Below are 22953 nucleotides of genomic sequence, written 5' to 3'. Positions count from 1 at the left end.
ACAGCCCTTTTGCGTGCCCCGATCCGGGCTTCCTGTGGCAAGGGCTACGATCGGGCCAACGACAAAAGATAGGCGGCAAAACCCTTGGGCGCCCGTCCGGAGATCCGTCCAGACGTAAGAATGCGCGTCGTATCTGTAGCAGTAATGCCGGCGCCGCTGGCACGGAGCCGGTTCACCAAGCCGCGGTCTTCATCGAATGCGACACCGGGGAACCCGCCCGCGGCGAGGTAGGACGAGGCGCGAACCCCGAGGTTGGCCCCATACACGTGCGGATGGTCCTCCCCATGGTCGTGCCGTGCACGCCATCGGGCAATGAGTTCGTGGGGCATACCGTGCGGGTCCGGGTGCACAGTGCCAACGACAGCGTCGCTTCCGGCTGCGGCCAGTTCCAGCTGCCGGACCAGCCAGTGCCCGGGCACCGACGAATCGGCGTCGGTGTTCGCCACCCAAACCCGCTGCATTGGATCACCCGCAGCGGCGTGGCCGTCGTGGGAACGGGCACGCAGGCTCTTCAGCGCTGCATTGACGCCGGCCTGCCGGCTCTTTCCGACACTGCCGAAGCTGACGGGCAGGAGCCGGAATCGGGTGTCGGCTTCCGCCATTGCCGCGGCTATGGAAGGTGACCGGTCTGTGCAGCTGTCCAGGACAATCATCACCTGCACCTCAACACCTGGACGTTGGGACCCAAGCAGGTCTGCGGCGCAGCCCACGGCGGCAAGCGCGGGCCGGAGGTGTTGCTCCTCGTTGTGCACCGGAATTACCACTGCCACCTGCTGGATGCTGCGTGGATTGAAGCCCACTGAATCCGCTTCATCCCCCACCGGGGGCGACACCGTCATGCCGGTGCCTTCTGTCCGGGGGCAATCAAGACTTCCAGCACAAAGTCGCGTTCCTGGTAGAGCCCTGCCGTTCGCCAGCCCAACCTCTGCCGGGCCAGCGAATGGACTGTGTCGCCGTCGAGTTCCCAGCCGCTGATCGGGTGCCGCCAATGGCACAGGAGCAGGGTTCCCCCCGGTTTCAGGGACGCCTCCACCCGGTCCCACAGTGCGGCGAGTTCCCCAGGCGCCAGGTAGTAGCCCACTTCGGAAACCACCACCAGGTCATAGTTATCCTTCGGCCAGTCGCCCGGGAGGATGCGCTGTTCCACCTGGACACCGGGGCTGCCCTCCAGCAACTGCCCGGCTTGCCGCACCGCGGACCCACTGGCGTCCACGGCCAGCAGGTTTCGGCACCGGGCGGCCAGCTCGGCCGTAAGGGTTCCGATGGAACACCCCACTTCCAGGCCGTTTTCGTAGGAAGCATCGGGAAGTGCGGCAAGGGTGAGTGCCCGTTTGCGGCGCTCGTACCAGCTTCGGGTGTAGTTCCACGGATCTGTGGAGCCGTCGTGGACCCTGTCAAAGACCACCTCGGCATCACTGCTGGAGTGCATCTGTTCCGAGGTATTTACCGGGGGTGTCCAGGCAAACACCTCGAAGCTGCGCGAGAAGTGCTCCAGGAATTCTTTGCTGAGCAGTGTTTCGTCCCCGCGCAGCGGTGATAGCGGCCGCACCTGTGTTGTGTGCTCAGCCATGGCCCGCCCTTTGGCTTGGCGAGCGGATTCGGCCAGGTGGTACCGGGCCCAGCCCCGCCACTCCTGGTCCTGGGTGGTCGCCCAATGCCAGAACCAGATGGGATATTCCAGCAGCGCGTGCCCATCCTCCCGGGCTACCTCCGCGGCCACCGCGCCTACCGCGTCATGGTCCCCGTGCCCGTCTGCCCGGTACGGCGCAACGAGGACCAACGGTTGGGCTGCACCGCGCAGCCGCCGCGCAGAGTCGCGGACAGCGCGGGCGATCGTTTCTGACTGCCCGGCAAGCCCGCGGTCCGGCAGGTCGAGGAACGTCCAGTGATTCTTCAACCCGAGGACTGTGAGGGCTTGTGAAAACTCAGCCAGCCGGACCTGCGCCAGCTGTTCGGGAGTGGTGGTGGGTGAATCCGGGTGTGACCCCTCCCCCGCGGTGCAGAGCAGGACTTCCACCTTGGCCCCCAATGCCACCAGCGAGGCCATGAACCCTCCGGCGCCGAGTGTTTCGTCGTCGGGATGTGCCGCGAGCACGATAAAGCGCATGGCCGCCAACTCAGTGGGATCGAGCGGCAGCTCGGGCATTGCGGACAGGCCGCTGGCAGCCCAGGCGGCCTCGCTGGTTCCTGCGTCTGTGTGCGAAAAGGTCACCACGGGCAGTCTCCCTTGAGCGTGAGCCGCCCCAGCTGGGCGTCATCGCGTGCGCCATGATGCTGGCGTACGTAGAGTGCCAGGTCCGCCATTCTCTTGGCATACGTTTCGTCGAAGGCGAGCGGGCCTGGACCCCGGTTGGACCCCACCAGGTTGAGGACACGTTCGACGGCGGCGGCTACAGTTCCACGGACCCGCTGGGCCTCGCTCCACGTGCTTTGGTTTGCCCCGCCACCGAGGGTCCCGTCATCCAAGCGGGCGGCAGTCCAGGCAAGATACTGCAGCGCGGCAGTAAGGGTGCGGTCAACCTCCCCAAGTGCGGCGAGCGCCACCTGGTCAGGTTCCCGGCCCGTGCCGGAACCCGCCTGCAGGCTGTCACGGTAGTCCCGCGCCACTCCTACTGCGCCGCCCAACCAACAGGCTGCGACTCCCATCCCGCCCCACGCGAAGCCCGGGCGACTGTGGTACCAGCCGGTTCCACCTAAAGGGAAGGCCGGGACCTGCTCGAAGCGGACACTTCCACTCGGTATCTCCCGCAACCCGCGCGCAATCCACTGCGGTTGCTCGCACGCCACCCCGGGGTGGCGAAGGCTGACCGCAAAAGCCGCCCGGCCGCCGTCGTCCGTGTGGGCGGTGACGACGGCGCGGTCCAGGTGCGCTGCAAGTGAACACCAGGGCTTGGACCCGGTGAGGACCGCACCGGTGCCGGCGGGGAGCGCCTCAAGCTTGGCGCCGGGGGCTTCCGCGGCGAACACACCCCAGGCTTCGTCTTGGGAACCCTCCGGCCCGGGCCCAAAATCAGGGTACGGCTGTCCGGCTTGGGCGAGAATCGCCGTGGCATCGAGGTGCGGCTCGAACACGCGGGCGGCGGCCACATCAATGGCAGCCACCGAGGCAAGGAGTTCCCACAGCACCGCAGTCCGCCCTCCCCCGGGTTGCGGCCAAGTCCGGCCGGCCTGAACAGCCAGCGACAGCAGGCCAGGGATGTCACCTGCGGCAGCAGCGACGGAATCGAGGGTCGAAATCCAGGGGGACAGATCGGCGGGGGTGGAGCTAAGGAGCACAGGGGTAGGTGCCGCGCGCAAGAATTTCCTCCATTAATGATGGCCGGCAGGGCGCCGGTCTCATCTCCACAGCTTACTTACTGTTATTGCGGAAGAATGCGGGCCAGCGCGAAGCCATCCCAACCTTTTGACCCGACGGTCTGGATAACAGTGGCATCCAACCGTGGATGGTCCCCGAGCATCTTGAGCGCATCGATTATGCCCGGCGCATTTACGGGATCGATGTCCGGGTCCAGGACAGCCCCTTCCCAGATGGTGTTGTCCAGGACCACCACCGCACCCGGCCTTCCGAGCTTCACCGCCCAGTCAAGATAGCGGCTGTTGTTCTGCTTGTCGGCGTCAATGAAGATGAAGTCGAACGGCTCCCGCTCCTCTTCCTCGAGGGCAGCGAGCGTCTCCAGCGCAGGACCCAACCGGATCTCCACCCTTTCACCCAGACCGGCGGCATCGATATTCGCCCACGCCACCTCCGCGTGCTGGGGCAGGTACTCGCAGGTGACCAATGTGCCGCTGCGCGGAAGTCCCCGGCCCATCCAGATGGTGCTGTAGCCAGCCAGCGTTCCGATTTCCAGGATCCGGTGCGCGCCGGACAGCTGGACCAGGAGTTTCAGGAGCTTCCCGGCGTTCGGGGCCACCTCAATGGCCGGCATTCCCGCTTCCGCAGCCGTCCGGATGGCCTGCTGGGCCGCGGCGTCCGGATGCACTACGGCACTGGACAGAAACTCCTCAGTGGCAACCCACTCCGGCCGGGGCTTGTGCTCGAACATGGGCACAGTTTGGCACGCGGCGCTGCGGGGGGTCCAGATACTTTAGCCCCTCCGGGAAGGCTTAGGGCTCCTGCGCCAGGGCGTTCTCCAGGCGATCCACTTTCGCCGTCAGCTCGCCGCTGTACCCGGGCCTGATGTCTGCCTTGATCACCAGTGAGACACGGCTGCCGTAGCGGCCCACGGCCTCGGTGGCGCGTTTAACGACGTCGAACACTTCGTCCCACCCGCCCTCGATGGTGGTGAACATGGAATCTGTCTGGTTGGGGAGCCCCGACTCCCGGACGATCTTCACGGCGGCGGCTACGGCGTCGTGCACTGAGGCGTCGTTGGGCCGGGAGCCTTCGCTGGGAACGCCTGACGGAGCTACAGAAAATGCAAGCAACATGCCCCCAGTCTCCCACGCGGCTGCCGGCAACTACTTAGGGAGACGCAGCGGCCCTCCGTCACATAAGCGCCTACCCCGGAGTAACCGTGTCGGGCGCAGGCTCCGTTGCTACCCTTTTGGGCATGAGCCTCGCAGTCGCCCGAAAGCCCCTCCGCGCAGACGCAGCGCGGAACGTGGACAAGATCATCACGGCGGCGCGCCGGTGCTTCCGCGAGTTCGGCCCGGAAGTGCCACTCCAAACCATCGCCACCACCGCCGGCGTTGGCCCGGCAACCCTGTTTCGCAACTTCGCGGACAAGGAGGAACTGGTGCTTGCGGCGCTTAACCGGCAGCTCCGGCTCACGGTGGACCCGGTCATGGACGGGGCGCTGGCAGATATCGACGCGGCGGCCGGTCTGCTGCGCGTCCTCGAGGCCCTGATGGCAGCGGCAAGTGACGACGCCAACCTGTTGTGCGCGGTGGCAGGGCGGCGTGAACTCCTCACCGGAATCACGGGATCGCTCATGGATTCCATGGGTGTCTTGCTGGTTCGGGGACAAGGCCAGGGAAGCCTGCGCACGGACATTTCCATGACGGACATGTTCCGGCTGCTGGCCATGCTGATCGGAGTGGTGGACACCATGGAACCCGGTTCGGATGCCTGGCGCCGGCCGCTGGCGCTTGTCGAGGACGCCATCCGCACCGTGCGCCCGTCGCGGCCACTTCCCGTGCTGGTGCCAGTCCCGGCCGCCGCGCCGAGTCTGTAGCGGGCCCGCCCGCAGCAGGCCCGCCCGCTGTTGGCCGAGTTCGTTGTTAGCGCCGATTTCGTTGTTAGCGCCGGGAAGGTGCAATAGACTGCCACTTGGGGTTAGGCAGCCAGCCTCGGTACTTCCAGCGGGAGCGACCCATGCACTCTGTGCCTATCCGCCGTTCGACGGCTGCGCTGCAATGAATCACTCGAAGCTTCTCCACTACCTCACCGATCCCCGCGGGCCGGAGGAAGTCCTTCCTACACTGGAGGCCGGGGAACTCGTCGAACTGCTTGACGCCCTGTACCAGAACCTCGATACCCCCGAGCCTGAGTTCGGCGCGCAGGTTTGGTATGAAATGGGTGTGGAAGAAACGTACCGCAGGGCCGTCTCGCCTGGCGGCACCGCCCACGGAGTCGCTTAGCCAACTGCCGCTCCGGCAGCACCTCGCCGTCGGAGTTATTCCCTACCCTTGTTCGCTTCCTCAGCCCCGCCGTGTTCAGGCTGGCCTGGGCCTTGGTGCTGGGTTTGCATCTCACGCTGTTCATCACTGTGCTGTTCATGACCGGCGTGTTCATGGCCCGGGTACCCATGTCCTTCATGCCCGTGGTGTTGCTCATGGAACTCGTTGGGAACGTGATCCTTCGCTTCCATCAGGTGTTGCTGGAGTTTTTCTTCGGCATCGCGACGCCTCCTTGCCGTGTCCCGCAACTCCCGGGTCGACTCCGAACCCCGGGGATCAAGGTAGGCGGCCCGATGCTTTCCCGTCTGCTCCGCCGCCGGCACTCCGGCGCCCTGTTCTTCCCTGGCGTTCCTGCCGGCATCCTCGGTGCCCTGGCCGTCCTGCGGCTCAAGCGGCCGTGACTGTTCGTCCATCTCGATTCCTCCTTTAGTGGCCGCCTGGGTGTGGGCTGCCTCTCTTCCAGTGCACCACACATGGCACCCGGAGGGTGCCTGCGCTAGGCGTTGCCGGGGTCTCCCCGCCTGCGGATTTCCTGATGCACCAGGGCCTGCAGTGTCGGCACGGACGACGCCGGATCGATGTCGAGTGCCTCACGCAGCCTTTGGGAAAGAAATTCAAGGTCCTCTTGCGGAACGTCCGAAAGCCTGGCGAAGCGCCTGAAGAAGCGTTTGGCAGGCAGCCCCGCCCGCCGTCGGGCATTCTTCTGGCGGGGCTTGCCCGCCAAGCCGCCTGCAGGATGCAGCTGATTTTCCATGGTCGCCGTTCATAGGGAATGCCATGGCCAACTGCATAAGCCGATCTCATAGTACAACCGGCACCTTATGGTTGAAGTGACCCGAGTCACTATCCGGCGCGGTTGGTGTGCGGTTAGCTCCAGCCGAGGAACCGCAACAGGGCCGCGGTGCCGGCTCCGGCGATGACCACCACCAGGAAAGGGGCCCGGAGCGCCAAGGCGATTGCGGCTGCGGCAAGCGCGCCAAGCCTCGCGTCGGCAGCAAGGCCCTGGCCTGACACCACCGCGTTCACCACGGTCAGTGACGCGAGCAGTCCTATGGTCATGGTGCCCGCGATGCGTGATGTGCGCGGATCCTCAAGGAATCTGGCCGGCACAAAGTACCCAACGATTTTCCAGGCGTAGGCAAGGGCGCAGGCAATCAGCAACCACGTCCACAAGCTCACGAGCCTGCCTCCGGATCCGTGGCTTCGCGGCGCTTCGCTCCCGGGTGCGTGCCGGCAGCATCCTGGTGATGGCCGGCGTGATGCGTGTAAGGCTCGACGTCGGGCTCCAGGCCTTCGTCGCGGCGGCCATGGCTGAACCACCCCACGAGTGCCGCCACGACGGCGGCAACGAGGATGGGTACGCCCGGCGGCACGAAGGGAACCGCCACGACGGTAGCCACGGCGCACACGGCCGCGATGGCGATGGGCTCCCGGCCCTTGAGCCGGGGCCACAGCAAGGCCAGGAAAGCGGCGACGGCAGCACCGTCGAGTCCCCATTGTTTGGGATCGCCCAACCCGCTGCCGGCGAGCGCACCCACGGCCGTGAAGAGGTTCCACAGCACGTACACACCAATTCCGGCCGTCCAAAAACCGCGGCGCTGCTCCGCAGGGTCCGTCTGGCCCGTGCTGGTCGCCGTGGATTCGTCGATGGTCAGCTGGGCCCCGACGTACTTGCGCCAGCCGGTGGGCCGCAGCAGCGCGTTCAGCTGCATGCCGTAGATGCCGTTGCGCATGCCCAGGAGGGTTGCGGCGCTCATGGCCGCGATGCCCGATCCACCGCCGGCCACAACGCCAATGAAGGCGAACTGCGAGCCACCGCTGAAGAGGAGCAGGCTCAGGGCCATGGCCTGCCAGAAGTTGAGGCCGGACGTCACCGCGAGCGCGCCGAAAGAGATCCCGTACAGGCCGGTGGCAACGCTGATGGAGAGGCCTACCCTGGCCGCCGGCGAGGCCAGCAGCTTCACGCCCGGCCTCCGCGCCGGTTTATGGGCAGGGATTTCCGCAGGCTCCAGGCCCACAGGATCAGGGGTGCCTGCAGCGGCAGCCGCACGGTATGGATCTTCCGACGGCGGGACGTGCCTGCTGGCCCGTACGCCCGCTTGAGGGCGTCCACGTGGCCGGCCAGGAACGCGGTGAACATGGCAGTGAGGGCCGTGGCCGTTAGTTTGCGGGTAGGCGGCAGCAGGATTCCGACGGCGGCCGCCAGCTCCAGCAGGCCACTCACTGCGATCCACTCGTCCCGGGACAGGAGGGCCAAGGGATGCTGCACTCCGGCGCCCTGGTCCCCGTTGCTTTGGTCCCCGGCGCCTGGGTTCCTGTTGCCCTGGTCCCTGCTGCTATGGTCCCTGTTGCTTTGACTGGCGCCCGGCGCGGCATCCCTGCGGCACAGGTAGTCCGGAACTACCTCCCGGTAGAAGCCGGGATCCCGGAAATGCTTGCTTGCGCTGGCCAGCAGAAGGGCGGCCATGGCAGCGGCGGACAGGTTCTGGACTGTTGGGCCGTGAAGCGACGGGCGCGAAAAGGACGAGCCCGGCGTGGACAAACCGCGCATGGACGGGCTCCGAAATGCGGGGCCGGGCCAGGGAAAAGACATGGAACCACTCAATCACAGCACATGCGGCGGCCAGAAACCGGCGGCTGCCACCTGGCGATGACGGGAGGAAAAGCGCTTGCCCAGCTATCTCACCGGGGCAGCTGTCACACAGGGCACCCTTCATGCCCACGCGAGCGGAGTTCCTCCATACGGCGGTGGCGGGAACGGATAGTCCAGGGGCTGGTCCCCATCCATCAGCGGCGGCCCAACATAGCGGAGTTCGCCGTATGTGCTGTCCCTGGAGCGGTAGTCGGGGGCGGGCAGTTCTGAAGGCAGCTCCGCGTTCCTTCCCAGTGCGAAGAGTTCCTCGGCGGTCCGGGCGAGCGACAGGTGCGCGGCGCCCCCGGTCCCCATCCAACGGCGTCGGCCCAGCAGGTGGATGGCAGCCGCAGCAACGCCGTAGCCTGTGGCGTGGTCCAGCGCCTGGACGGGCAGGGCACCGGGGCGCCACTCGCCGTCGTCATTTTCCTTGCCGTAAACGTGCGCGATTCCGCACGCGGCCTGGACAATGCTGTCGAAACCGCGGAGTCCGCTCCAGGGACCAGCGCTCCCCCAGCTGTCCAGGGTGACCACCGCAAGCCGGGGGTACAAGGCAAGCAGTTCCCGGGGGTTGAGCCCAAAGCGGTCCAGGGCGCCATGCCTGTATCCGGCCACCACCACATCCGCAGCCGCCAGGAGTTGCCGCAACTTGTGCTGGATATCCGGCACACTGAGATCTGCCTCGGCGCTGCGCTTGCCGAATGCCGTGTCCACGAACTGGTCTTCAATCTCGGGGAAGGCGGGCGGGTCGATCCGCAGGACATCTGCTCCGAGGGCCGCGAGCAGGCGGGTGGCAACGGGCCCCGCGATCACCCGGGTCAGGTCCAGGACCCGCAATCCGTCGAGCGGCGAGCCGTTGTGGGACATGCCGGGGCTGGCCTCGGTGCCGTTCGCGGCAACTGTTGCCGCTGCAGACTCCTCCAACCCCAGGCCGGCCGTTGCACCGTCGGCAAAATCGAAAGCAATCCAAGGGCCCAGTCCCGCTGCCCGCCCCATGTCCGAGTCAAGCCATTCGCTGCGCGTCCTGACAGCCGCGGCTATGCCGCCCTTGCCCTGGATGGCAGCCTCGGCTTCCAGTGCGGCCATGGAGTGGAGTTGCCGCTCCGCCTCCTCAGGCGAGGCTGCGCCCAGGGCCTGCAGCAGCCGCTGCTCATGGTGGGGATAGTTGGCGTGGGTACGGATCCATCCATCGCTGGTGCGATGGAAGCCCGAAAGGGGCGCAAAGCCCTGCGGTTTGCGCCCGGCGATGCGCAGATGGCCGAAGGAGTCGAAAGCCGCCGCGGTGAGGGCCGGCGTGGTCCTAAACCGACCGGGCGTACCTTCAAACAGGTTGAGGGCGGCCGCCGCGGCCTCCACCGAATGCAGCGCAAGGCCTTCGACATCGAGCGGGCCGGACCACCAGTGGCGCGGCGAATACGCGTCCACTTCAGGCCCTACTTGCCCTGCGGCGAAGCCAGTTTGAGCTGGTCAAGGACACGGCCCGGAACGTTGGTGGTGATCTCCTGGATGCCCAGGTCCTGGCAGAGGGCCACATCTTCCGGCGAGTCCACCGTCCAGACGCGGAAGCGCCGTCCGGACTCCAGCCAGCGGCGGACGGTGGCAGGGCGCTCCCGGACGTAGTCGATGCCGGGGCCGGCCATCCCTACTTCCCGGTCGTCCAGGATCCGTTCGCCCTCCAGTTGGGTCGCCTTCATCAGGTTGGCGATGGCACCGCCGGCAAGAGGTCCAACTCCCAGTCCACCCCGGATCTCGTGAATGGTGAGGTCGTCCACGAGCTGGCAGATGTACTGGGGCGGAACGGAAAGGAGCAGGTGCCGGACGGAATCGGGGCTGAAACTCATGAAGGTCACAGCCACGTTGTCCACGGTGGAGCTTTGCGGGTCCCAGCCCTCGCTGCGGAGCACTTCGAGCACCCGGTCCTCCAGTTTGAGCTGGTACGGGCTGGGGTGTTTGAGCTCGATGGCGAGCTTTACGGGACGGCCCGCTCCCCGAAGGATGTCCAGCAGCTCCGGCAAGGTGAGGAGCTGTTCCGAGCGCGCCCCGTACGTGTCGGGGATCCGGACACCCTTCCAGGACGAAAAATCCAGCTGGCGCAGTTCACCAAGGGTCCGTTCTGCCACCGGCCCGGTTCCGTCCGATGTGCGGTCCAGGTTGGCGTCGTGCAGCAGGACCACATGCTGGTCGCGGGTCAGGTGGACGTCGCACTCCACCCCGTCGGCCCCATCTGCCAGGGCCTGCAGGTAGGCTGCGCGCGTGTGTTCGGCATAGGCGCCGCTTGAACCGCGGTGTGCAAAGACCAGCGGCCGCTGCGGCACTGACTCGTCAGTTGTCATGGTCACACGGTAGCCGACCGGCCCCCGCCTTCGGGGCTAGGCTTGGCACATGCAGGTGAACTCTGAGGCAACTACCGGGCCAGCCACGCAGGAAGCCCCCACCGAACCCGCGCAGCAGGTGAGGCCGGGCACCATGGCCGCAGGCGCCGTCGTAAGCCGCCAGCTTGGCGCCGGTGACGCCGAAAAGGCGGCAGCGCTGCGGATGATGAAGCTGCTGGCGGTGAGCCTGCTCATTGCCATGGCGGTGATTTTTGTCTTCGCGTTCGCGCTGCAAAAGGAATATCCATGGCTGCAGTATGTTCGCGCGGCCGCCGAGGGCGGGATGGTGGGTGCGCTGGCCGACTGGTTCGCCGTCACTGCCCTATTCAAGTACCCCATGGGCATCAAGATCCCGCACACCGCCATCATTCCCCGGCGGAAGGACCAGATCGGCGCCTCCCTGGGCGAATTCGTGGAAACCAACTTCCTTTCCGAGCAGGTGGTCCAGGACAAGCTGGCCAGCGTCAACATCGCCCGCCGGGCAGGTGAGTGGCTTTCCGCGCCCGGCGGTGCCGACCGGGTGGCCAAGGAGGGCGCAGCGGTGATCCGCGGCGCCTTCAAGGTGTTGAATGACGACGACGTCCAGGCGGTCATCGAGGGCATGGTGCGCAAGCACCTGCTCACGCCGCCGTGGGGACCTCCGGTGGGCAGGCTTGCGGAGCGGATCTTCCACGACGGGCACCACCACACGCTGGTGGACCTGTTGGTGGACCGCGCGGCGGATTGGGTAGACGAGAACCACGACACCGTGACGCACCTGGTGTCCGACCGCTCCCCCACCTGGGTTCCGCAGTTCGTGGACGGGCTGGTGGGCGACAAGGTCTACCTTGAGATCCTCAAGTTCGTGCGGGCCGTGCAGGCAGATCCCAGGCACCAGGTGCGCCAGTCAATCGACAAGTACCTCAACGACCTCGCGCAGGACCTGCAGCATGACCCGGCAATGATCGCCCGCGCTGAGGACATCAAGGCGCAGGTGCTCGGGGATCCCGAGGTGCGCGAATTGGCGTCCCGGACGTGGGGCACCGTGAAGAACGCGCTGCTGGGTGCCGTGGACGACCCGGACAGCGAGCTCACCATCAAGTTCAAGGCAGCTGTGCGCGATTTTGGTTCGAGGCTGGTGGACGATCCCGAACTGGCAGGGAAGGTCAACGCCTGGATCGGTGACGCCGCGGGCTACCTGGTCCGGACCTACCGCTCGGACATCGCCGGGGTCATCACGGACACCGTGGCGCGTTGGGACGCCGAAGAGACCTCACAGAAGATCGAGCTCCAGGTGGGCAAGGACCTGCAGTTCATCCGCATCAACGGCACCGTGGTGGGGTCTCTTGCGGGCTTGGCAATCTTTACGGTGGCGCAGCTGATTTTTGGGTGACGCATTAGGCCGGGAGCTTTTTCGCGGCGGATAGATACTGCCGCGGCGCACATTCCTGTTCGCGGCGGATATTCGAGGTGCGAGAGGGAACCTGACGGCGGAAATACCTACGACGACGGCACGCCGGCTCGGGTGCTCCGGCTTTACCCGGGCGGGTGTCGGCAGCGGCACAACTCATAATGTCAGACCCTCGATAGATGATTCTTCTATGGGAATCGGCTGTGGTGTCGGGGTGGCTTTGGAGGGTGTTCATGCCTCTGTGGCCGCCCTTGATGCGCTCACTGCCCTTGGTGCGCTGGATGCCATAAGTGCGCTGGAGCGGGAGGATGCGTTCCTGGCCTCCGGGATTGCTGTTGGTTCGGGCGCTGCTCTCGGTTCCGGCGTTGTTATTGGTCCGGGTGTCGATGTGCTGCAGCGGCGGTACGAGATCCGGCTGGAGCGGCTGGAACTCACGGCCCGGTTGGAGGCGCAGCTTGCGGCGATGAAGGCGCGGGATGCAGCGGAGGCGATCGGGTTCCAGCAGGCCATGACTCCCCCTGACGCGTCCATCCAGGACCGCACCTACGCCGAGATGTCCGCGGTGGAGGAGATCGCAGGGGTCCTCACCGTCAGCTCCGCCGCTGCCGGTGCCCTGGTGGAACAGTCCCGGAAAATCTGCTCCCTCCCACCCGTGTTCCAGGCCCTGGCCACCGGCGCCATGTCCTGGCAGCACGCCCGCATCGTCGCGGACGAAACCGAGGGCCTCGATCCGGCCGGCGCTGCCGCGCTGGTGGCCCACTTCTTCGACCCCGACGCACCCCACCCCGCCCGCGGCGCAGCCCCTGGCGAACTCGTCCCCTCCCGGTTCCGGGCCAAAGTCCGCGCCTGGCGCGAACGCCACCACCCCGAGACACTGCAGAAACGCCACGCCAAAGGGGTGGCGGACCGGCGGATGGAATACACCCCGGACCGGGACGGCATGGCCTGGGTCTCGCTCTACCTCCCCGGCGACACCGCCTGCGCCATCTGGAACCGCACCACCGCCACCGCCCGCGGCCTCCAAGGCCCCAACGAACCACGCACCATCACCCAACTCCGCCCCGACATCGCAGCATCCCTGCTCCTTGGATCAGCAAGCGAACCCGGCAAGGTCCCCACCCCGCAGGCCGACGTCCTGGTCATGGTGCCGGTGTTCTCCCTCCTCGGACTCACGGATGAGCCCGCCATGCTCGACGGGCTCGGACCCATCCCGGCGTCCATGGCCCGGAAACTGGTCGCCCACGGGGCGAACTCCTTCTACCGCGTCCTGGTCGACCCGAGGGACGGGGCACCCTTGGAGATCGGCCGGAAGAACTACCGGCTCACCGAAACCATCAAACGCTGGATCAGGATGCGCGACGCCAAATGCACCTTCCCCGGCTGCACCAACCGCACCCCGGACAACGAAACCGACCACCTGCAATCCTGGGAATGTGGCGGACCCACCGGGGCCAGCAACCTGGCACAGCTCTGCCCGAAACACCACCGGCTCAAACACCACACCCAATGGACACCAGACCCGGCAACAGAAGACAGATCACCCGGCTGGACCTCACCCACCGGCCGCCACTACAAACCCGAACACCCAGACCCAGAACCCACGTACTGGCCGCAATGGCTGATGCCCACCGAACTGCGGTCCTCGGACACCCTGAGCCTCGACGCCAGATGTAAGGACGCCAGATGTACGGACGCCAAATGTCACGATGCCGGGTGTATCGATGTCCCCTGTCTCAATATCCGCTGTCTCGAGGCGGGGCCCGAAGACCTCCCGCTATGCGAACCAGACGATGACAGCTTCATAGACCCCGATGACCTGTCGCCGGACGATCCCCTCTGGGCCCAGCTCCTCGCAACCCCGCTCGTACCATCCCGATGACGGAATTCAAGGGTTCGGGCAACATCGTCCATGGGGCTGGAGCAAAGTATGAACGGTTCGGCAGGGCCAGGGAGTCCCGCCGGACATCCCCTACGCGAAGGCCTCAAGCTCCACGCCTGCGGCCTCAAGCCCAGCACGAATACGGGCCGCCAATTCCACTGCGCCTGGACTGCCGCCCTGGAGGCGCAGGGAGTCCGGCCGGACGTTGACCGCCGTCCCGTCCACGGCCACCACTTCCCCTTGCGTTGCCAGTCGAACAGCGCGCTCAACTACCACATCAACGTCGTGCAGGACCGCGTCCTCGTCGGAAAGCGGCACCAAGCTGCCGTCGGCCAGGTACGCGCGGTCCGCGAAGGCCTCGATGAACACCGGGTGCCCGGCCTCCTTTGCCTGCTTCAGCAGCTCGGAGCCCGGGAAGCCCAGGATGGGAAGGCCGGGGTCATAGGCATTAACCGCGGCAACCACGGCGGAGGCCTGTTCGGCGTCGGAAATCAAAGCGTCGTACAGCGCTCCGTGTGCTTTCACGTAGTCCACGGAGGCACCCACGGCATGCGCGACGCCGTCGAGCGCCCCCAATTGGTACAGCACGTCGCCGAACAGCTCGTCGAAGCCCATCCCCAGCGCGCGCTGGCCATAGCCCGCCAGGTCGCGGTAGCCGAGGTGCGCCCCCACAGTGACGTCGAGTTCGTATGCTGCGCGGCAGCTGTCCAGCATGGTGACGGGGTCGCCCGCGTGCAGGCCGCAGGCCACGTTGGCACTGGTGATCAGCTGGAACATGGCCGGGTCGCCTCCTGCCGTCCAGGAGCCGAATGATTGGCCTACGTCAGCGTTGAGATCCAAGTATGTTGCCTTCCAGCGTCAGGTGGTCCGGTGCGGCAGCTGCGGTCAGCTCCCCGGGAATGGTGTCCGGCATCGGCCCGAACGCCTCACGGGCATTCTTGGCCACCGCACGGCCCATCACGAGGTTACCGGCTCCACCCACAACGGCCCCTATGCCGAACGGGAGCGCCCTGCCGAACAGGGCGGTACCCTGCCGCTTGAGCAGGTTCTTTAGGAAGGCGTGCTGGATTCTCTTTCGGACACTGCCGAAGCCCGGACCCACCATCGATTTGGAGAGCACATTGCCCCAATTATTGGCGGCGCTGTTCCCGCTGCCGGAGGCCTGGCCACTCAGCGTTCCCAGCAGGGCGGTACCCTCCTCGCCGAGCATGATGGCCATGACCATGGTGCCAGCCTTCTCCGGGTTGGTGAGGCGGATGCCGTGAAGTTCGGCCAGCGAGGTTGCGTAAAGCGCTGTTGCCTCCAGGAAGCCTACGGTGGCAGCGGCTGAGAGTCCCAGCGACGCCACTGTTCCAACCCCGGGAACGACGGCGGTTGCGCCCACCAGTGCGCCACCTCCGGCGACGGCACGCAAGTAGTCGCGCTCTGCAATGTCTGCCAGTTGCGCGGCGGTGGCATGGGGATGCTTCTTCTGGAGCCGCCGGATGTAGGCAACCACCAGGGGCCGCTGGATCTGTACTGCCTTCAGGAGCATGTTGTGAACGCCGGGCTTGGGCTTGCCGTCAGCGTCAAACATCGCATTGTGGGCGGTTTCCTGTGCGATGCGTAATGCGGGATTGCTGCGCCGGGCCATGGTCACCTTCATTCAATCGACCTGCAGCGGGTTAGCTGCCGTGCACTTTCCATCCTATGTGGATAAACACTAAGCATGCTTAACTTCGCGCGTCCCGTACCTCTGCCCTCCTGGCAACCGCCCGTTAGCTGGCGTCCGCCAGATTATTGAAGGTGAAAACGTGGGCACCCTCCACCACTCCGCCGTCCTCCAGTTGGGTCAGGATCGTCGTGGGCGAGTAAAGACCGCCTTTGAGCAGGCGGCGGCCCAGGGGGCCACGCCGGTTCAGGAGTTTCAGGGATGGGCCCACGCCAATTTTCAGGGCGGCCCGAATCAGCTGCGCCCGGGGAAAGGCGCCGGATACCCCTGCCCACACAGGCAGCCGCACACCTTCCCGGCGCAGCGTTTCGGCGTACCACTGGATGCGGGGAGCCGAGAAGCACAGCTGTGTCACCACCCGCGAGGCCAGATGCTGCTTCTCCAGCAAAGCATCAAGCATGTGCAGTTCAGTTTGGCTCGGATGTCCTTCCGGGTAGCCCGCCACGCCGGCCCGGATCCGGCCACCGGACAGTTCCGCGAGGTCTTCCAGCAGCCGAAGACTGCTGTCGTAGGGCCCGGCCGGTTCCCCTGCGTCACCACCGACGGCGAAAACCTCGGCGATACCGGCATCGTGGCAGTTTCGGACTACACCGGCCAGCTGCGCCCGGCTTTCGATGCTTCGTGCGGCCAGGTGCGGCACAACCTCAAAGCCGAGGTAGGCAAGCTCGATGGCTGTGCGAATGCTTGCCCCTACACCTTCGCGGGGCAAGCAGGACACCGTCAGCGCCGTCCCGGCAGGTACGTGGGCCTGGACGCGGGCGGCAATGCCCTCAGCAGGAATGATTTGAATCTGGACCGGCAGCTCCCGCCTGAAACCGCCGGTGGGTTGGTCGGCAGGCACTGATGCGTCGGATGGTGCCGTAAGGGACTGAGGCGTCATGAGGAACTCCAGGTTCGGCCGGCCACGGGTGGCTCGGCATGGATCGGGTCCCTCCCCGCTCTGTATTGGACCTGAGAGATTCCGCAAACCCAGCCAGGGCCTGCTTGCACCGTCGGTGAGCGCCGCCGGAGCAGCACTGCTTTCCAGAGTCGCCTCGCCGTGACGGTACATGGGCCTGAGAGATTCCTGGGGAGGATTTGCTCCTACGGCGCCTGCCCGGTGATGGCCGGGAGAACTCTCCCGCCACAGCTCGAAAGGCTGTCTTCAGATGTAGTGGTTCAACGGCCGGCGCCCGTCCCGTCACTGGATGGGATGCGGCGCCGGCCGCATGGATGGGCCGGCAATCAGCGCAGAATGACCGTCCGGTTGCCGGACAAAACGATTCGTCCTTCAGCATGCCAGCGCACCGCATTGGTAAGTGCCTTGCATTCAGCGTCGCGGCCAACGGTGACCAGGTCAGAGGCGGAATACGTATGGTCCACCTCGATCACCTGCTGAGAGATGATGGGTCCCTCGTCCAGCTCCGAGTTGACGTAGTGGGCAGTCGCGCCCACCGTTTTGACGCCGCGCTCGTACGCCTGGTGGTAGGGCTTTGCACCCTTGAAGCTGGGCAGGAACGAGTGGTGGATGTTGATGGCCTTGCCACTGAGTCGGGTAGTGGCTTCGTCGCTGAGTACCTGCATGTAGCGGGCCAGCACCACCAGTTCCACGGCGTAGTGGTCTACCAGCTCCAGCAGGCGCTCTTCAGCATCCGCCTTGGTATCCGGGGTCACGGGAATGTGATGGAACGGAACACCGTGCCAGGCGGCAAGGGGTTCCAGGTCCGGGTGGTTGGACACCACGGCGGCAATTCGGACGGGCAACTCGCCACTGCGGGCACGGAACAGGAGGTCGTTGAGGCAGTGGTCGTACTTGGACACCATCACCAGGATGGGCTGCTTGCGGCCATGCCGTTCCAGGCGCCAGTCCATCCGCCATTCCCGGGCCACTTGTTCAAAACCGGAGCGGAGGCGGTCGAGTTCCATCTCTACCTGCGAGGTGACGTGGATGCGCATGAAAAACCGGCCGCTTGCCCTGTCGCCAAACTGCTTGATGTCCACGATGTAGCATTCCTGCTCCAGCAGGTATGCCGCCACCGCCTGGACAATGCCAAGGGCATCCGGGCAATGGAAGGTCAGCACGAATTCCTTGCCGGTTTCGGGAACCATGGCCTGGCGCTGTCCGGCCGCGGCCGTGCCCGCCTGCGATGTGCGGGTTTCCGTGCCGATCACCGCTTGACCCGCTCTTCCCCCACTTCTGCGGCGGCACCCGGACGGGAAGCCTTGCCGGATGCGGCGTCGGCGAAGTCCTGGTCTGCCTGCAGTTCAGCCTGGAACGTGGCAAAACGGGCCTGGTGTGCGGGCCGGCGGCGGAGGACGAACCATGCGGCGCCCAGCAGGATGAACCAGACCGGGGTGACCAGCAGGGCCACCAGGGTGTCTGGCTGGGTGGTGAGGGTCCAGATCACGAAGCCGAAGAAGGCGAAGACCACCCAGACCATGGCAATACCGCCGGGCATCTTGAACTTCGATGCGTCGTGCAGGTGCGGCCGGCGGCGGCGGAAGGCGATGTAGCTGGCCAGGATGATCGACCAGACAAAGACAAAGCAGACAGCGGACACAGTGGTCACCATGTCGAAGGCCTTGCCCACGTCCTGGCCCGCATACATGAGGACGACGCCGGACAGCAGCAGCACGCAGGAGAGGAACAGTGCGTTCTGGGGCACCTTCCGCCGGGACAGTTTGCCAAAGACGTCCGGAGCGTCGCCTTCCTGTGCAAGGCCGAAGACCATGCGTGAGGTTGAGTAGATGCCGGAGTTCGCGGAGGACATTGCGGAGCTCAGCACCACGAGGTTGACCACGGTGGCGGCGGCACCCAGGCCCGCCAGGGAGAACATGGCGATGAATGGGCTGTGGCCTGCCCTGAACTCGGTCCAGGGGGTGACAGCCATCAGGATGATGAGGGCACCTACATAGAAGAGCAGCACGCGGATGGGGATGGAGTTGATGGCCTTGGGCAGGTTCCGCTCAGGGTTCTTGGCCTCGGCCGCGGTGGTGCCCACCAGTTCGATGCCCACGAAGGCGAAGACTGCGATCTGGAAGCCGGCCACGAAGCCCATGAACTCGTTCGGGAAGAATCCGCCGTGGCTCCACAGGTTGGTGAAGGTGGCAGGGCCGGCGTCGGACTGGAAACCGGTGAAGATCATGAACAGGCCAACAATGATCAGAGCTGCAATGGCAATGATCTTGATCAGAGCGAACCAGAACTCCGTCTCGCCAAAGGCCTTGACGGTGGTGAGGTTCAGCAGGAGCAGGATGGCCACGGTGGCCAAGCCGGGGATCCACAGGGGCACCCCGGGCCACAGTTCACGGGAGTAGCCCGCGATGGCAATGACATCAGCGATGCCGGTGATGACCCAGCAGAACCAGTAGGTCCAGCCCGTAAAGAAGCCGGCCCAGGGGCCCAGCAGGTCTGCGGCGAAATCGCTGAACGACTTGTAGTTGAGGTTGCTGAGCAGCAGTTCGCCCATGGCACGCATAACGAAGAACAGCATGAAGCCGATGATCATGTACACGAAGATCACCGAGGGGCCGGCTGCCGAAATGGTCTTTCCGGAACCCATGAACAGGCCGGTGCCGATTGCGCCGCCGATGGCGATCAGTTGGATGTGGCGGTTGCTGAGCTGCCGCTCCAGGTGCGGGGCTCCGCTTCCGGGGGACGTCGGGGAGTGGGTCGTCATTGAGGAACTCCATCGTTCGAGCGGCACCCGGGGTGTCGCAAAGATTGGATTTCCTCCCCGCTCTGTCTGGGACCTGAGAGTTTCCACGCGCCGGGATGGCGTGCTTGCACCGTCGGTGAGCCAGGACAGGGCCTGGCTGCTTTCCAGAGTTGCCTCACCGCGGCGGTACGTGGGCCTGAGAGTTTCCTGGGGAGGGTTTGCTCCTACGGCGCCTGCTGAACGTACCGGCAGGGCTCTCCCGCCGCAGGTCAAAAGCGTTAATTGGTAAATCAGTGTTCAGTTATCGGAGTGCATCCGCTGTGGACTTCAAGCCGCACGGTGCATTTCGGGGCCTCCGGTAATCACAGCCGGCGACGGAGCGCCCAGCGTTCTTTGGGCCAGTTCCGCTGCCCGGCCGGATCACGGGGTTCAGTGTGGCGTCCGTCACGAACAAAAGTCAAGCCCGGCATTACGGTCGCCGCGTAACGCACCTGTACTTGCCAGCGCGCTGCATGGCGGACCGATTTGCTCTCCGGGGCGCCATCCTGTAACTTGTGAGCCGAATCACCCATATTTCAATAAGCCTTTCGAGCTGTGGCGGGAGAGTTCTCCCGGCTATCACCGGGCAGGCGCCGTAGGAGCAAATCCTCCCCAGGAATCTCTCAGGCCCATGTACCGTCACGGCGAGGCGACTCTGGAAAGCAGTGCTGCTCCGGCAGCGCTCACCGACGGTGCAAGCAGACCTTGGCGGGGATGCGGAATCTCTCAGGTCCAATACAGAGCGGGGAGGGACCCGATCCATGCCGAGCCACCCGTGGCCGGCCAAACCTGGAGTTCCTCATGACGATTCAATCCCAACCGTCTGTCTTTGCGGACCGGCACATTGGTGCACGCCGCCAGGCTGACGTCGACACCATGCTCAAGGCCGTTGGCTACGACAGCGTTGACGGCCTGGTGGACATCGCTGTCCCCAGTTCGATCCGCCAGTCCAAGCCGCTCGCGCTCAAGGGCGCCCTGAGCGAGGTTGAGGTGCTTGCGGAACTGCGCAGGCTCGCCGCCAAGAACAAGACTGCCGTGCAGATGATCGGCCAGGGCTACTACGACACCATCACCCCTGCCGTCATCCGACGGAACATCCTGGAAGCCCCTGCCTGGTACACCGCCTACACGCCGTACCAGCCCGAAATTTCCCAGGGCCGGCTGGAGGCGCTGCTGAACTTCCAGACCATGGTCCAGGACCTGGTGGGCCTGCCCATCGCCAACGCCTCGCTGCTGGATGAAGCCACCGCCGTGGCCGAAGCCGTACTGATGATGCGCAGGGCCAATAAGGCCAGCGGCCAAAACGCTGGCGCCCGCGACGGCAAGACCGTGCTGGACGCCGACGTCCTGCCGCAGACCATCGCCATCGTCAAGGGCCGCGCCGAGGCGCTCGGCTTCGAGGTTGAGGTCGCCGACCTGTCCAAGGGACTCCCTGAAGGCGCGATCAACGGGATCGTGCTCCAGCAGCCCGGCGTCTCCGGCCGCGTCTTCAACCACGCCGACGTCATCGCCGAAGCGAAGGAGCGCGGCGCGCTGGTGACGGTGGCCGCTGACCTGCTGGCCCTGACCCTGATCACCCCTCCGGGCGAGCAGGGTGCCGACATCGCCGTCGGCTCCACCCAGCGTTTCGGGGTGCCGCTGTTCTTCGGCGGCCCGCACGCCGCCTACATGGCCGTGGCCAAGGGCCTGGAGCGTTCCATGCCCGGCCGCCTGGTGGGTGTTTCCAAGGACGACGCCGGCCTCCCGGCCTACCGCCTGGCGCTGCAGACCCGCGAGCAGCACATCCGCCGCGAGAAGGCCACGTCCAACATCTGCACGGCGCAGGCGCTGCTGGCCATCGTGTCCTCCTTCTACGCCGTCTACCACGGCCCGGACGGCCTGAAGGCCATCGCCGAGCGCGTCCACAACAACGCCCGCGTCCTCGCCACCACCCTCAAGGCCGCTGGACGGGAACTGGCCACCGAGACGTTCTTCGACACTGTCACCGTCTCAGTTCCCGGCAAGGCCGCAAAGGTCATCACCGCAGCTGAAGCACGCGGCATCAACCTGCGCTACATCGACGCCGACACCATCGGTGTCTCCACGGATGAAACCACGACGCCGGAAATCCTGTCCGCGATCGCCGTCGCCTTTGGTGCCGGCCCGGTGGTGGACGCCGAGGGCTTCGACCTCCCCGCAGAGGTACTCCGGACCTCCGAGTACATGCAGCACCCGGTGTTCAACACCCACCGGTCCGAGACGCAGCTGCTGCGCTACATCCGTAAGCTCTCAGACCGCGACCTGGCGCTGGACCGCACCATGATTCCGCTGGGCTCGTGCACCATGAAGCTGAACGCGACCGCCGAGATGGAAGCCATCTCCTGGCCCGAGTTCGCCTCCATCCACCCGTTCGCCCCGGACTCCCAGACCGAAGGCTGGCGCGAACTGATCAGCGGCTTGGAAGCCGACCTGGCGGAAATCACCGGCTACGACCAGGTGTCCCTCCAGCCCAACGCCGGGTCCCAGGGCGAGCTCGCCGGCTTGCTGGCCATCCGCGGCTACCACCGTGCCAACGGCGACACCCAGCGCAACGTCTGCCTGATCCCCGCCTCCGCCCACGGCACCAACGCCGCCTCCGCCGTCCTGGCCGGCATGAAGGTCGTCGTCGTTGCCACGGCCGCCGACGGCACGATCGACCACGAGGACCTGTACGCGAAGATCGAGGCGAACAAGGACGTCCTCTCGGCGATCATGATCACCTACCCGTCCACCCACGGCGTCTACGACGCGGACGTGACCGAGATCTGCGAGGCTGTCCACGCGGCCGGCGGCCAGGTCTACGTTGACGGTGCCAACCTGAACGCCCTTGTGGGCCTGGCCCAGCCCGGCAAGTTCGGCGGCGATGTGTCCCACCTGAACCTGCACAAGACCTTCTGCATCCCCCACGGCGGCGGCGGACCCGGCGTCGGTCCGGTTGCAGCCAAGGCGCACTTGGCGCCCTTCATGCCCGGCGATGCCAATAAGGCAGCGCACCAGGAAGGCCACGGCGTGGCCATCAGCGCCTCCAACTTCGGGTCCGCGGGTGTCCTGCCGATCTCCTGGGCCTACGTGAAGCTCATGGGCGGCGAGGGCCTGACCGAGGCCACCAAGGCAGCCTTGCTCGCAGCGAACTACGTTGCCGTGCGCCTGAACGACCACTTCCCGGTTCTCTACACCGGTGAAGGCGGACTCGTTGCCCACGAATGCATCCTGGACCTGCGCGACCTTACCGCCAAGACAGGAGTCACCGCGGAGGACGTGGCCAAGCGCCTCATCGACTTCGGCTTCCACGCCCCCACCCTGGCCTTCCCGGTCGCCGGCACGCTGATGGTGGAGCCCACCGAGTCCGAGGACCTGGCCGAGATCGACCGCTTCATCGAAGCCATGATCACCATACGCAAGGAAATAGACCAGGTGGCCAACGGCGACTTCACTGTCCAGGACTCACCGCTGCGCAACGCACCCCACACCGCGTCCGCCGTCGTCAACTCCAACTGGGACCGCGCCTACCCGCGCGAGCAGGCTGCCTTCCCCGTCCACCACCTCAAGCAGGACAAGTACTTCCCGCCGGTGGGGCGCATCGACGGCGCCGGTGGAGACCGGAACCTGATCTGCTCCTGCCCGCCGCTGTCCGAGTTCGAAAACTAAGGATTCC

22 protein-coding genes and 3 riboswitches are annotated in these 22953 nt (G+C 65.8%); of the genes, 6 read left to right on the top strand and 16 right to left on the bottom strand.

Annotation, left to right across the window (positions count from 1 at the left end):
- Nucleotides 1-44: 44 nt before the first annotated feature.
- The 5 genes from LFT46_RS01975 to LFT46_RS01955 form a co-directional block, all read right to left on the bottom strand.
- On the bottom strand, nucleotides 45-839 hold the full coding sequence (locus tag LFT46_RS01975; protein ID WP_236800803.1) for a glycosyltransferase: 795 nt from the start codon (nucleotides 837-839) through the stop codon (nucleotides 45-47).
- A complete protein-coding gene (locus LFT46_RS01970; RefSeq protein WP_236800802.1) occupies nucleotides 836-2215 on the bottom strand; it encodes a bifunctional PIG-L family deacetylase/class I SAM-dependent methyltransferase in 1380 nt (459 codons plus the stop codon). The genes LFT46_RS01975 and LFT46_RS01970 overlap by 4 nt, the downstream gene beginning before the upstream one ends.
- Nucleotides 2209-3297: a hypothetical protein gene (locus LFT46_RS01965; protein WP_442863662.1), complete on the bottom strand. Its 1089-nt coding sequence runs from the start codon at nucleotides 3295-3297 to the stop codon at nucleotides 2209-2211. Before LFT46_RS01965 ends, LFT46_RS01970 begins: the two co-directional genes overlap by 7 nt.
- Before the next feature lie 62 nt (nucleotides 3298-3359).
- Nucleotides 3360-4043: an O-methyltransferase gene (locus LFT46_RS01960; RefSeq protein ID WP_236800801.1), complete on the bottom strand. Its 684-nt coding sequence runs from the start codon at nucleotides 4041-4043 to the stop codon at nucleotides 3360-3362.
- A gap of 61 nt (nucleotides 4044-4104) precedes the next feature.
- A complete protein-coding gene (locus LFT46_RS01955; RefSeq protein WP_236800800.1) occupies nucleotides 4105-4428 on the bottom strand; it encodes a thiamine-binding protein in 324 nt (107 codons plus the stop codon).
- 122 nt (nucleotides 4429-4550) lie between these two features.
- Here LFT46_RS01955 and LFT46_RS01950 point away from each other — a divergent pair, with 122 nt between their 5' ends.
- From LFT46_RS01950 to LFT46_RS01940, 3 genes are all read left to right on the top strand, one after another.
- Nucleotides 4551-5174 carry a TetR/AcrR family transcriptional regulator gene (locus LFT46_RS01950; RefSeq protein WP_236800799.1) on the top strand — a complete coding sequence of 208 codons (624 nt, stop codon included), beginning with the start codon at nucleotides 4551-4553 and terminating at the stop codon, nucleotides 5172-5174.
- 181 nt (nucleotides 5175-5355) lie between these two features.
- A complete protein-coding gene (locus tag LFT46_RS01945; RefSeq protein WP_236800798.1) occupies nucleotides 5356-5580 on the top strand; it encodes a hypothetical protein in 225 nt (74 codons plus the stop codon).
- A gap of 104 nt (nucleotides 5581-5684) precedes the next feature.
- A complete protein-coding gene (locus LFT46_RS01940; protein WP_236821132.1) occupies nucleotides 5685-6020 on the top strand; it encodes a hypothetical protein in 336 nt (111 codons plus the stop codon).
- A 95-nt stretch (nucleotides 6021-6115) separates the two neighbouring features.
- Here the strand turns inward: LFT46_RS01940 and LFT46_RS01935 are convergent, their stop codons facing one another.
- From LFT46_RS01935 to LFT46_RS01910, 6 genes are all read right to left on the bottom strand, one after another.
- Nucleotides 6116-6373 (bottom strand): hypothetical protein, encoded by a 258-nt coding sequence (locus tag LFT46_RS01935; protein ID WP_236800796.1) that lies wholly within the window; start codon nucleotides 6371-6373, stop codon nucleotides 6116-6118.
- A 113-nt stretch (nucleotides 6374-6486) separates the two neighbouring features.
- Nucleotides 6487-6798: an AzlD domain-containing protein gene (locus tag LFT46_RS01930; protein WP_236821131.1), complete on the bottom strand. Its 312-nt coding sequence runs from the start codon at nucleotides 6796-6798 to the stop codon at nucleotides 6487-6489.
- A complete protein-coding gene (locus LFT46_RS01925) occupies nucleotides 6795-7583 on the bottom strand; it encodes an AzlC family ABC transporter permease (protein WP_236800794.1) in 789 nt (262 codons plus the stop codon). Before LFT46_RS01925 ends, LFT46_RS01930 begins: the two co-directional genes overlap by 4 nt.
- Nucleotides 7580-8086 (bottom strand): DoxX family protein, encoded by a 507-nt coding sequence (locus LFT46_RS01920; RefSeq protein ID WP_236802758.1) that lies wholly within the window; start codon nucleotides 8084-8086, stop codon nucleotides 7580-7582. Before LFT46_RS01920 ends, LFT46_RS01925 begins: the two co-directional genes overlap by 4 nt.
- A 246-nt stretch (nucleotides 8087-8332) precedes the next feature.
- Entirely contained in the window at nucleotides 8333-9676 is a 1344-nt protein-coding gene (locus tag LFT46_RS01915; protein ID WP_236821130.1) for a CoA transferase, read from the bottom strand.
- 8 nt (nucleotides 9677-9684) lie between these two features.
- The gene (locus LFT46_RS01910) at nucleotides 9685-10584 is read right to left on the bottom strand and encodes a glycerophosphodiester phosphodiesterase (protein ID WP_236800792.1); all 900 of its coding nucleotides are present in this window, start codon (nucleotides 10582-10584) and stop codon (nucleotides 9685-9687) included.
- A 49-nt stretch (nucleotides 10585-10633) separates the two neighbouring features.
- Between LFT46_RS01910 and LFT46_RS01905 the strand changes: the two genes are divergently transcribed.
- A complete protein-coding gene (locus LFT46_RS01905; RefSeq protein ID WP_236821129.1) occupies nucleotides 10634-11995 on the top strand; it encodes a DUF445 domain-containing protein in 1362 nt (453 codons plus the stop codon).
- Nucleotides 11996-12203: 208 nt separating this feature from the next.
- Nucleotides 12204-13892: an HNH endonuclease signature motif containing protein gene (locus LFT46_RS01900; protein WP_236821128.1), complete on the top strand. Its 1689-nt coding sequence runs from the start codon at nucleotides 12204-12206 to the stop codon at nucleotides 13890-13892.
- A 90-nt stretch (nucleotides 13893-13982) separates the two neighbouring features.
- Here the strand turns inward: LFT46_RS01900 and LFT46_RS01895 are convergent, their stop codons facing one another.
- From LFT46_RS01895 to cycA, 5 genes are all read right to left on the bottom strand, one after another.
- Nucleotides 13983-14732, bottom strand: coding sequence for a LamB/YcsF family protein (locus LFT46_RS01895; RefSeq protein WP_236821127.1), 750 nt, complete (start codon nucleotides 14730-14732; stop codon nucleotides 13983-13985).
- Nucleotides 14716-15525, bottom strand: a complete 810-nt coding sequence (locus LFT46_RS01890; protein ID WP_236821964.1) for a hypothetical protein — start codon at nucleotides 15523-15525, stop codon at nucleotides 14716-14718. The genes LFT46_RS01895 and LFT46_RS01890 overlap by 17 nt, the downstream gene beginning before the upstream one ends.
- 124 nt (nucleotides 15526-15649) lie before the next feature.
- Entirely contained in the window at nucleotides 15650-16483 is an 834-nt protein-coding gene (locus tag LFT46_RS01885; protein ID WP_236800787.1) for a methylenetetrahydrofolate reductase, read from the bottom strand.
- A gap of 153 nt (nucleotides 16484-16636) precedes the next feature.
- Nucleotides 16637-16736, bottom strand: a riboswitch (glycine riboswitch).
- 91 nt (nucleotides 16737-16827) lie between these two features.
- Nucleotides 16828-17754, bottom strand: a complete 927-nt coding sequence (gene purU / locus LFT46_RS01880) for a formyltetrahydrofolate deformylase (protein WP_373462140.1) — start codon at nucleotides 17752-17754, stop codon at nucleotides 16828-16830.
- The gene (gene cycA, locus LFT46_RS01875; RefSeq protein WP_236821126.1) at nucleotides 17751-19262 is read right to left on the bottom strand and encodes a D-serine/D-alanine/glycine transporter; all 1512 of its coding nucleotides are present in this window, start codon (nucleotides 19260-19262) and stop codon (nucleotides 17751-17753) included. The genes purU and cycA overlap by 4 nt, the downstream gene beginning before the upstream one ends.
- 153 nt (nucleotides 19263-19415) lie before the next feature.
- Nucleotides 19416-19513, bottom strand: a riboswitch (glycine riboswitch).
- A 316-nt stretch (nucleotides 19514-19829) separates the two neighbouring features.
- Nucleotides 19830-19929, top strand: a riboswitch (glycine riboswitch).
- Nucleotides 19930-20081: 152 nt separating this feature from the next.
- On the opposite strand from cycA, the gene gcvP reads away from it, so the two are divergent.
- Nucleotides 20082-22946, top strand: coding sequence for an aminomethyl-transferring glycine dehydrogenase (gene gcvP, locus LFT46_RS01870; RefSeq protein WP_236821125.1), 2865 nt, complete (start codon nucleotides 20082-20084; stop codon nucleotides 22944-22946).
- Nucleotides 22947-22953 lie beyond the last annotated feature (7 nt).

This window comes from Arthrobacter sp. FW306-07-I (genome assembly GCF_021800405.1).
Lineage (GTDB): Bacteria > Actinomycetota > Actinomycetes > Actinomycetales > Micrococcaceae > Arthrobacter.
This window is presented reverse-complemented; position numbering and strand designations above follow the sequence as displayed.

Excerpts from the sequence above, each read along its gene's own strand:
- LFT46_RS01885 (WP_236800787.1), bottom strand. The coding sequence starts at position 16,483 with ATGACGCCTCAGTCCCTTACGGCACCATCCGACGCATCAGTGCCTGCC.
- gcvP (WP_236821125.1), top strand. The coding sequence starts at position 20,082 with ATGACGATTCAATCCCAACCGTCTGTCTTTGCGGACCGGCACATTGGT.
- LFT46_RS01955 (WP_236800800.1), bottom strand. The coding sequence starts at position 4,428 with ATGTTGCTTGCATTTTCTGTAGCTCCGTCAGGCGTTCCCAGCGAAGGC.
- cycA (WP_236821126.1), bottom strand. The coding sequence starts at position 19,262 with ATGACGACCCACTCCCCGACGTCCCCCGGAAGCGGAGCCCCGCACCTG.
- LFT46_RS01910 (WP_236800792.1), bottom strand. The coding sequence starts at position 10,584 with ATGACAACTGACGAGTCAGTGCCGCAGCGGCCGCTGGTCTTTGCACAC.
- LFT46_RS01900 (WP_236821128.1), top strand. The coding sequence starts at position 12,204 with ATGGGAATCGGCTGTGGTGTCGGGGTGGCTTTGGAGGGTGTTCATGCC.
- LFT46_RS01905 (WP_236821129.1), top strand. The coding sequence starts at position 10,634 with ATGCAGGTGAACTCTGAGGCAACTACCGGGCCAGCCACGCAGGAAGCC.
- LFT46_RS01975 (WP_236800803.1), bottom strand. The coding sequence starts at position 839 with ATGACGGTGTCGCCCCCGGTGGGGGATGAAGCGGATTCAGTGGGCTTC.
- LFT46_RS01950 (WP_236800799.1), top strand. The coding sequence starts at position 4,551 with ATGAGCCTCGCAGTCGCCCGAAAGCCCCTCCGCGCAGACGCAGCGCGG.
- LFT46_RS01935 (WP_236800796.1), bottom strand. The coding sequence starts at position 6,373 with ATGGAAAATCAGCTGCATCCTGCAGGCGGCTTGGCGGGCAAGCCCCGC.
- LFT46_RS01920 (WP_236802758.1), bottom strand. The coding sequence starts at position 8,086 with ATGGCCGCCCTTCTGCTGGCCAGCGCAAGCAAGCATTTCCGGGATCCC.
- LFT46_RS01945 (WP_236800798.1), top strand. The coding sequence starts at position 5,356 with ATGAATCACTCGAAGCTTCTCCACTACCTCACCGATCCCCGCGGGCCG.
- LFT46_RS01890 (WP_236821964.1), bottom strand. The coding sequence starts at position 15,525 with ATGGCCCGGCGCAGCAATCCCGCATTACGCATCGCACAGGAAACCGCC.
- LFT46_RS01960 (WP_236800801.1), bottom strand. The coding sequence starts at position 4,043 with ATGTTCGAGCACAAGCCCCGGCCGGAGTGGGTTGCCACTGAGGAGTTT.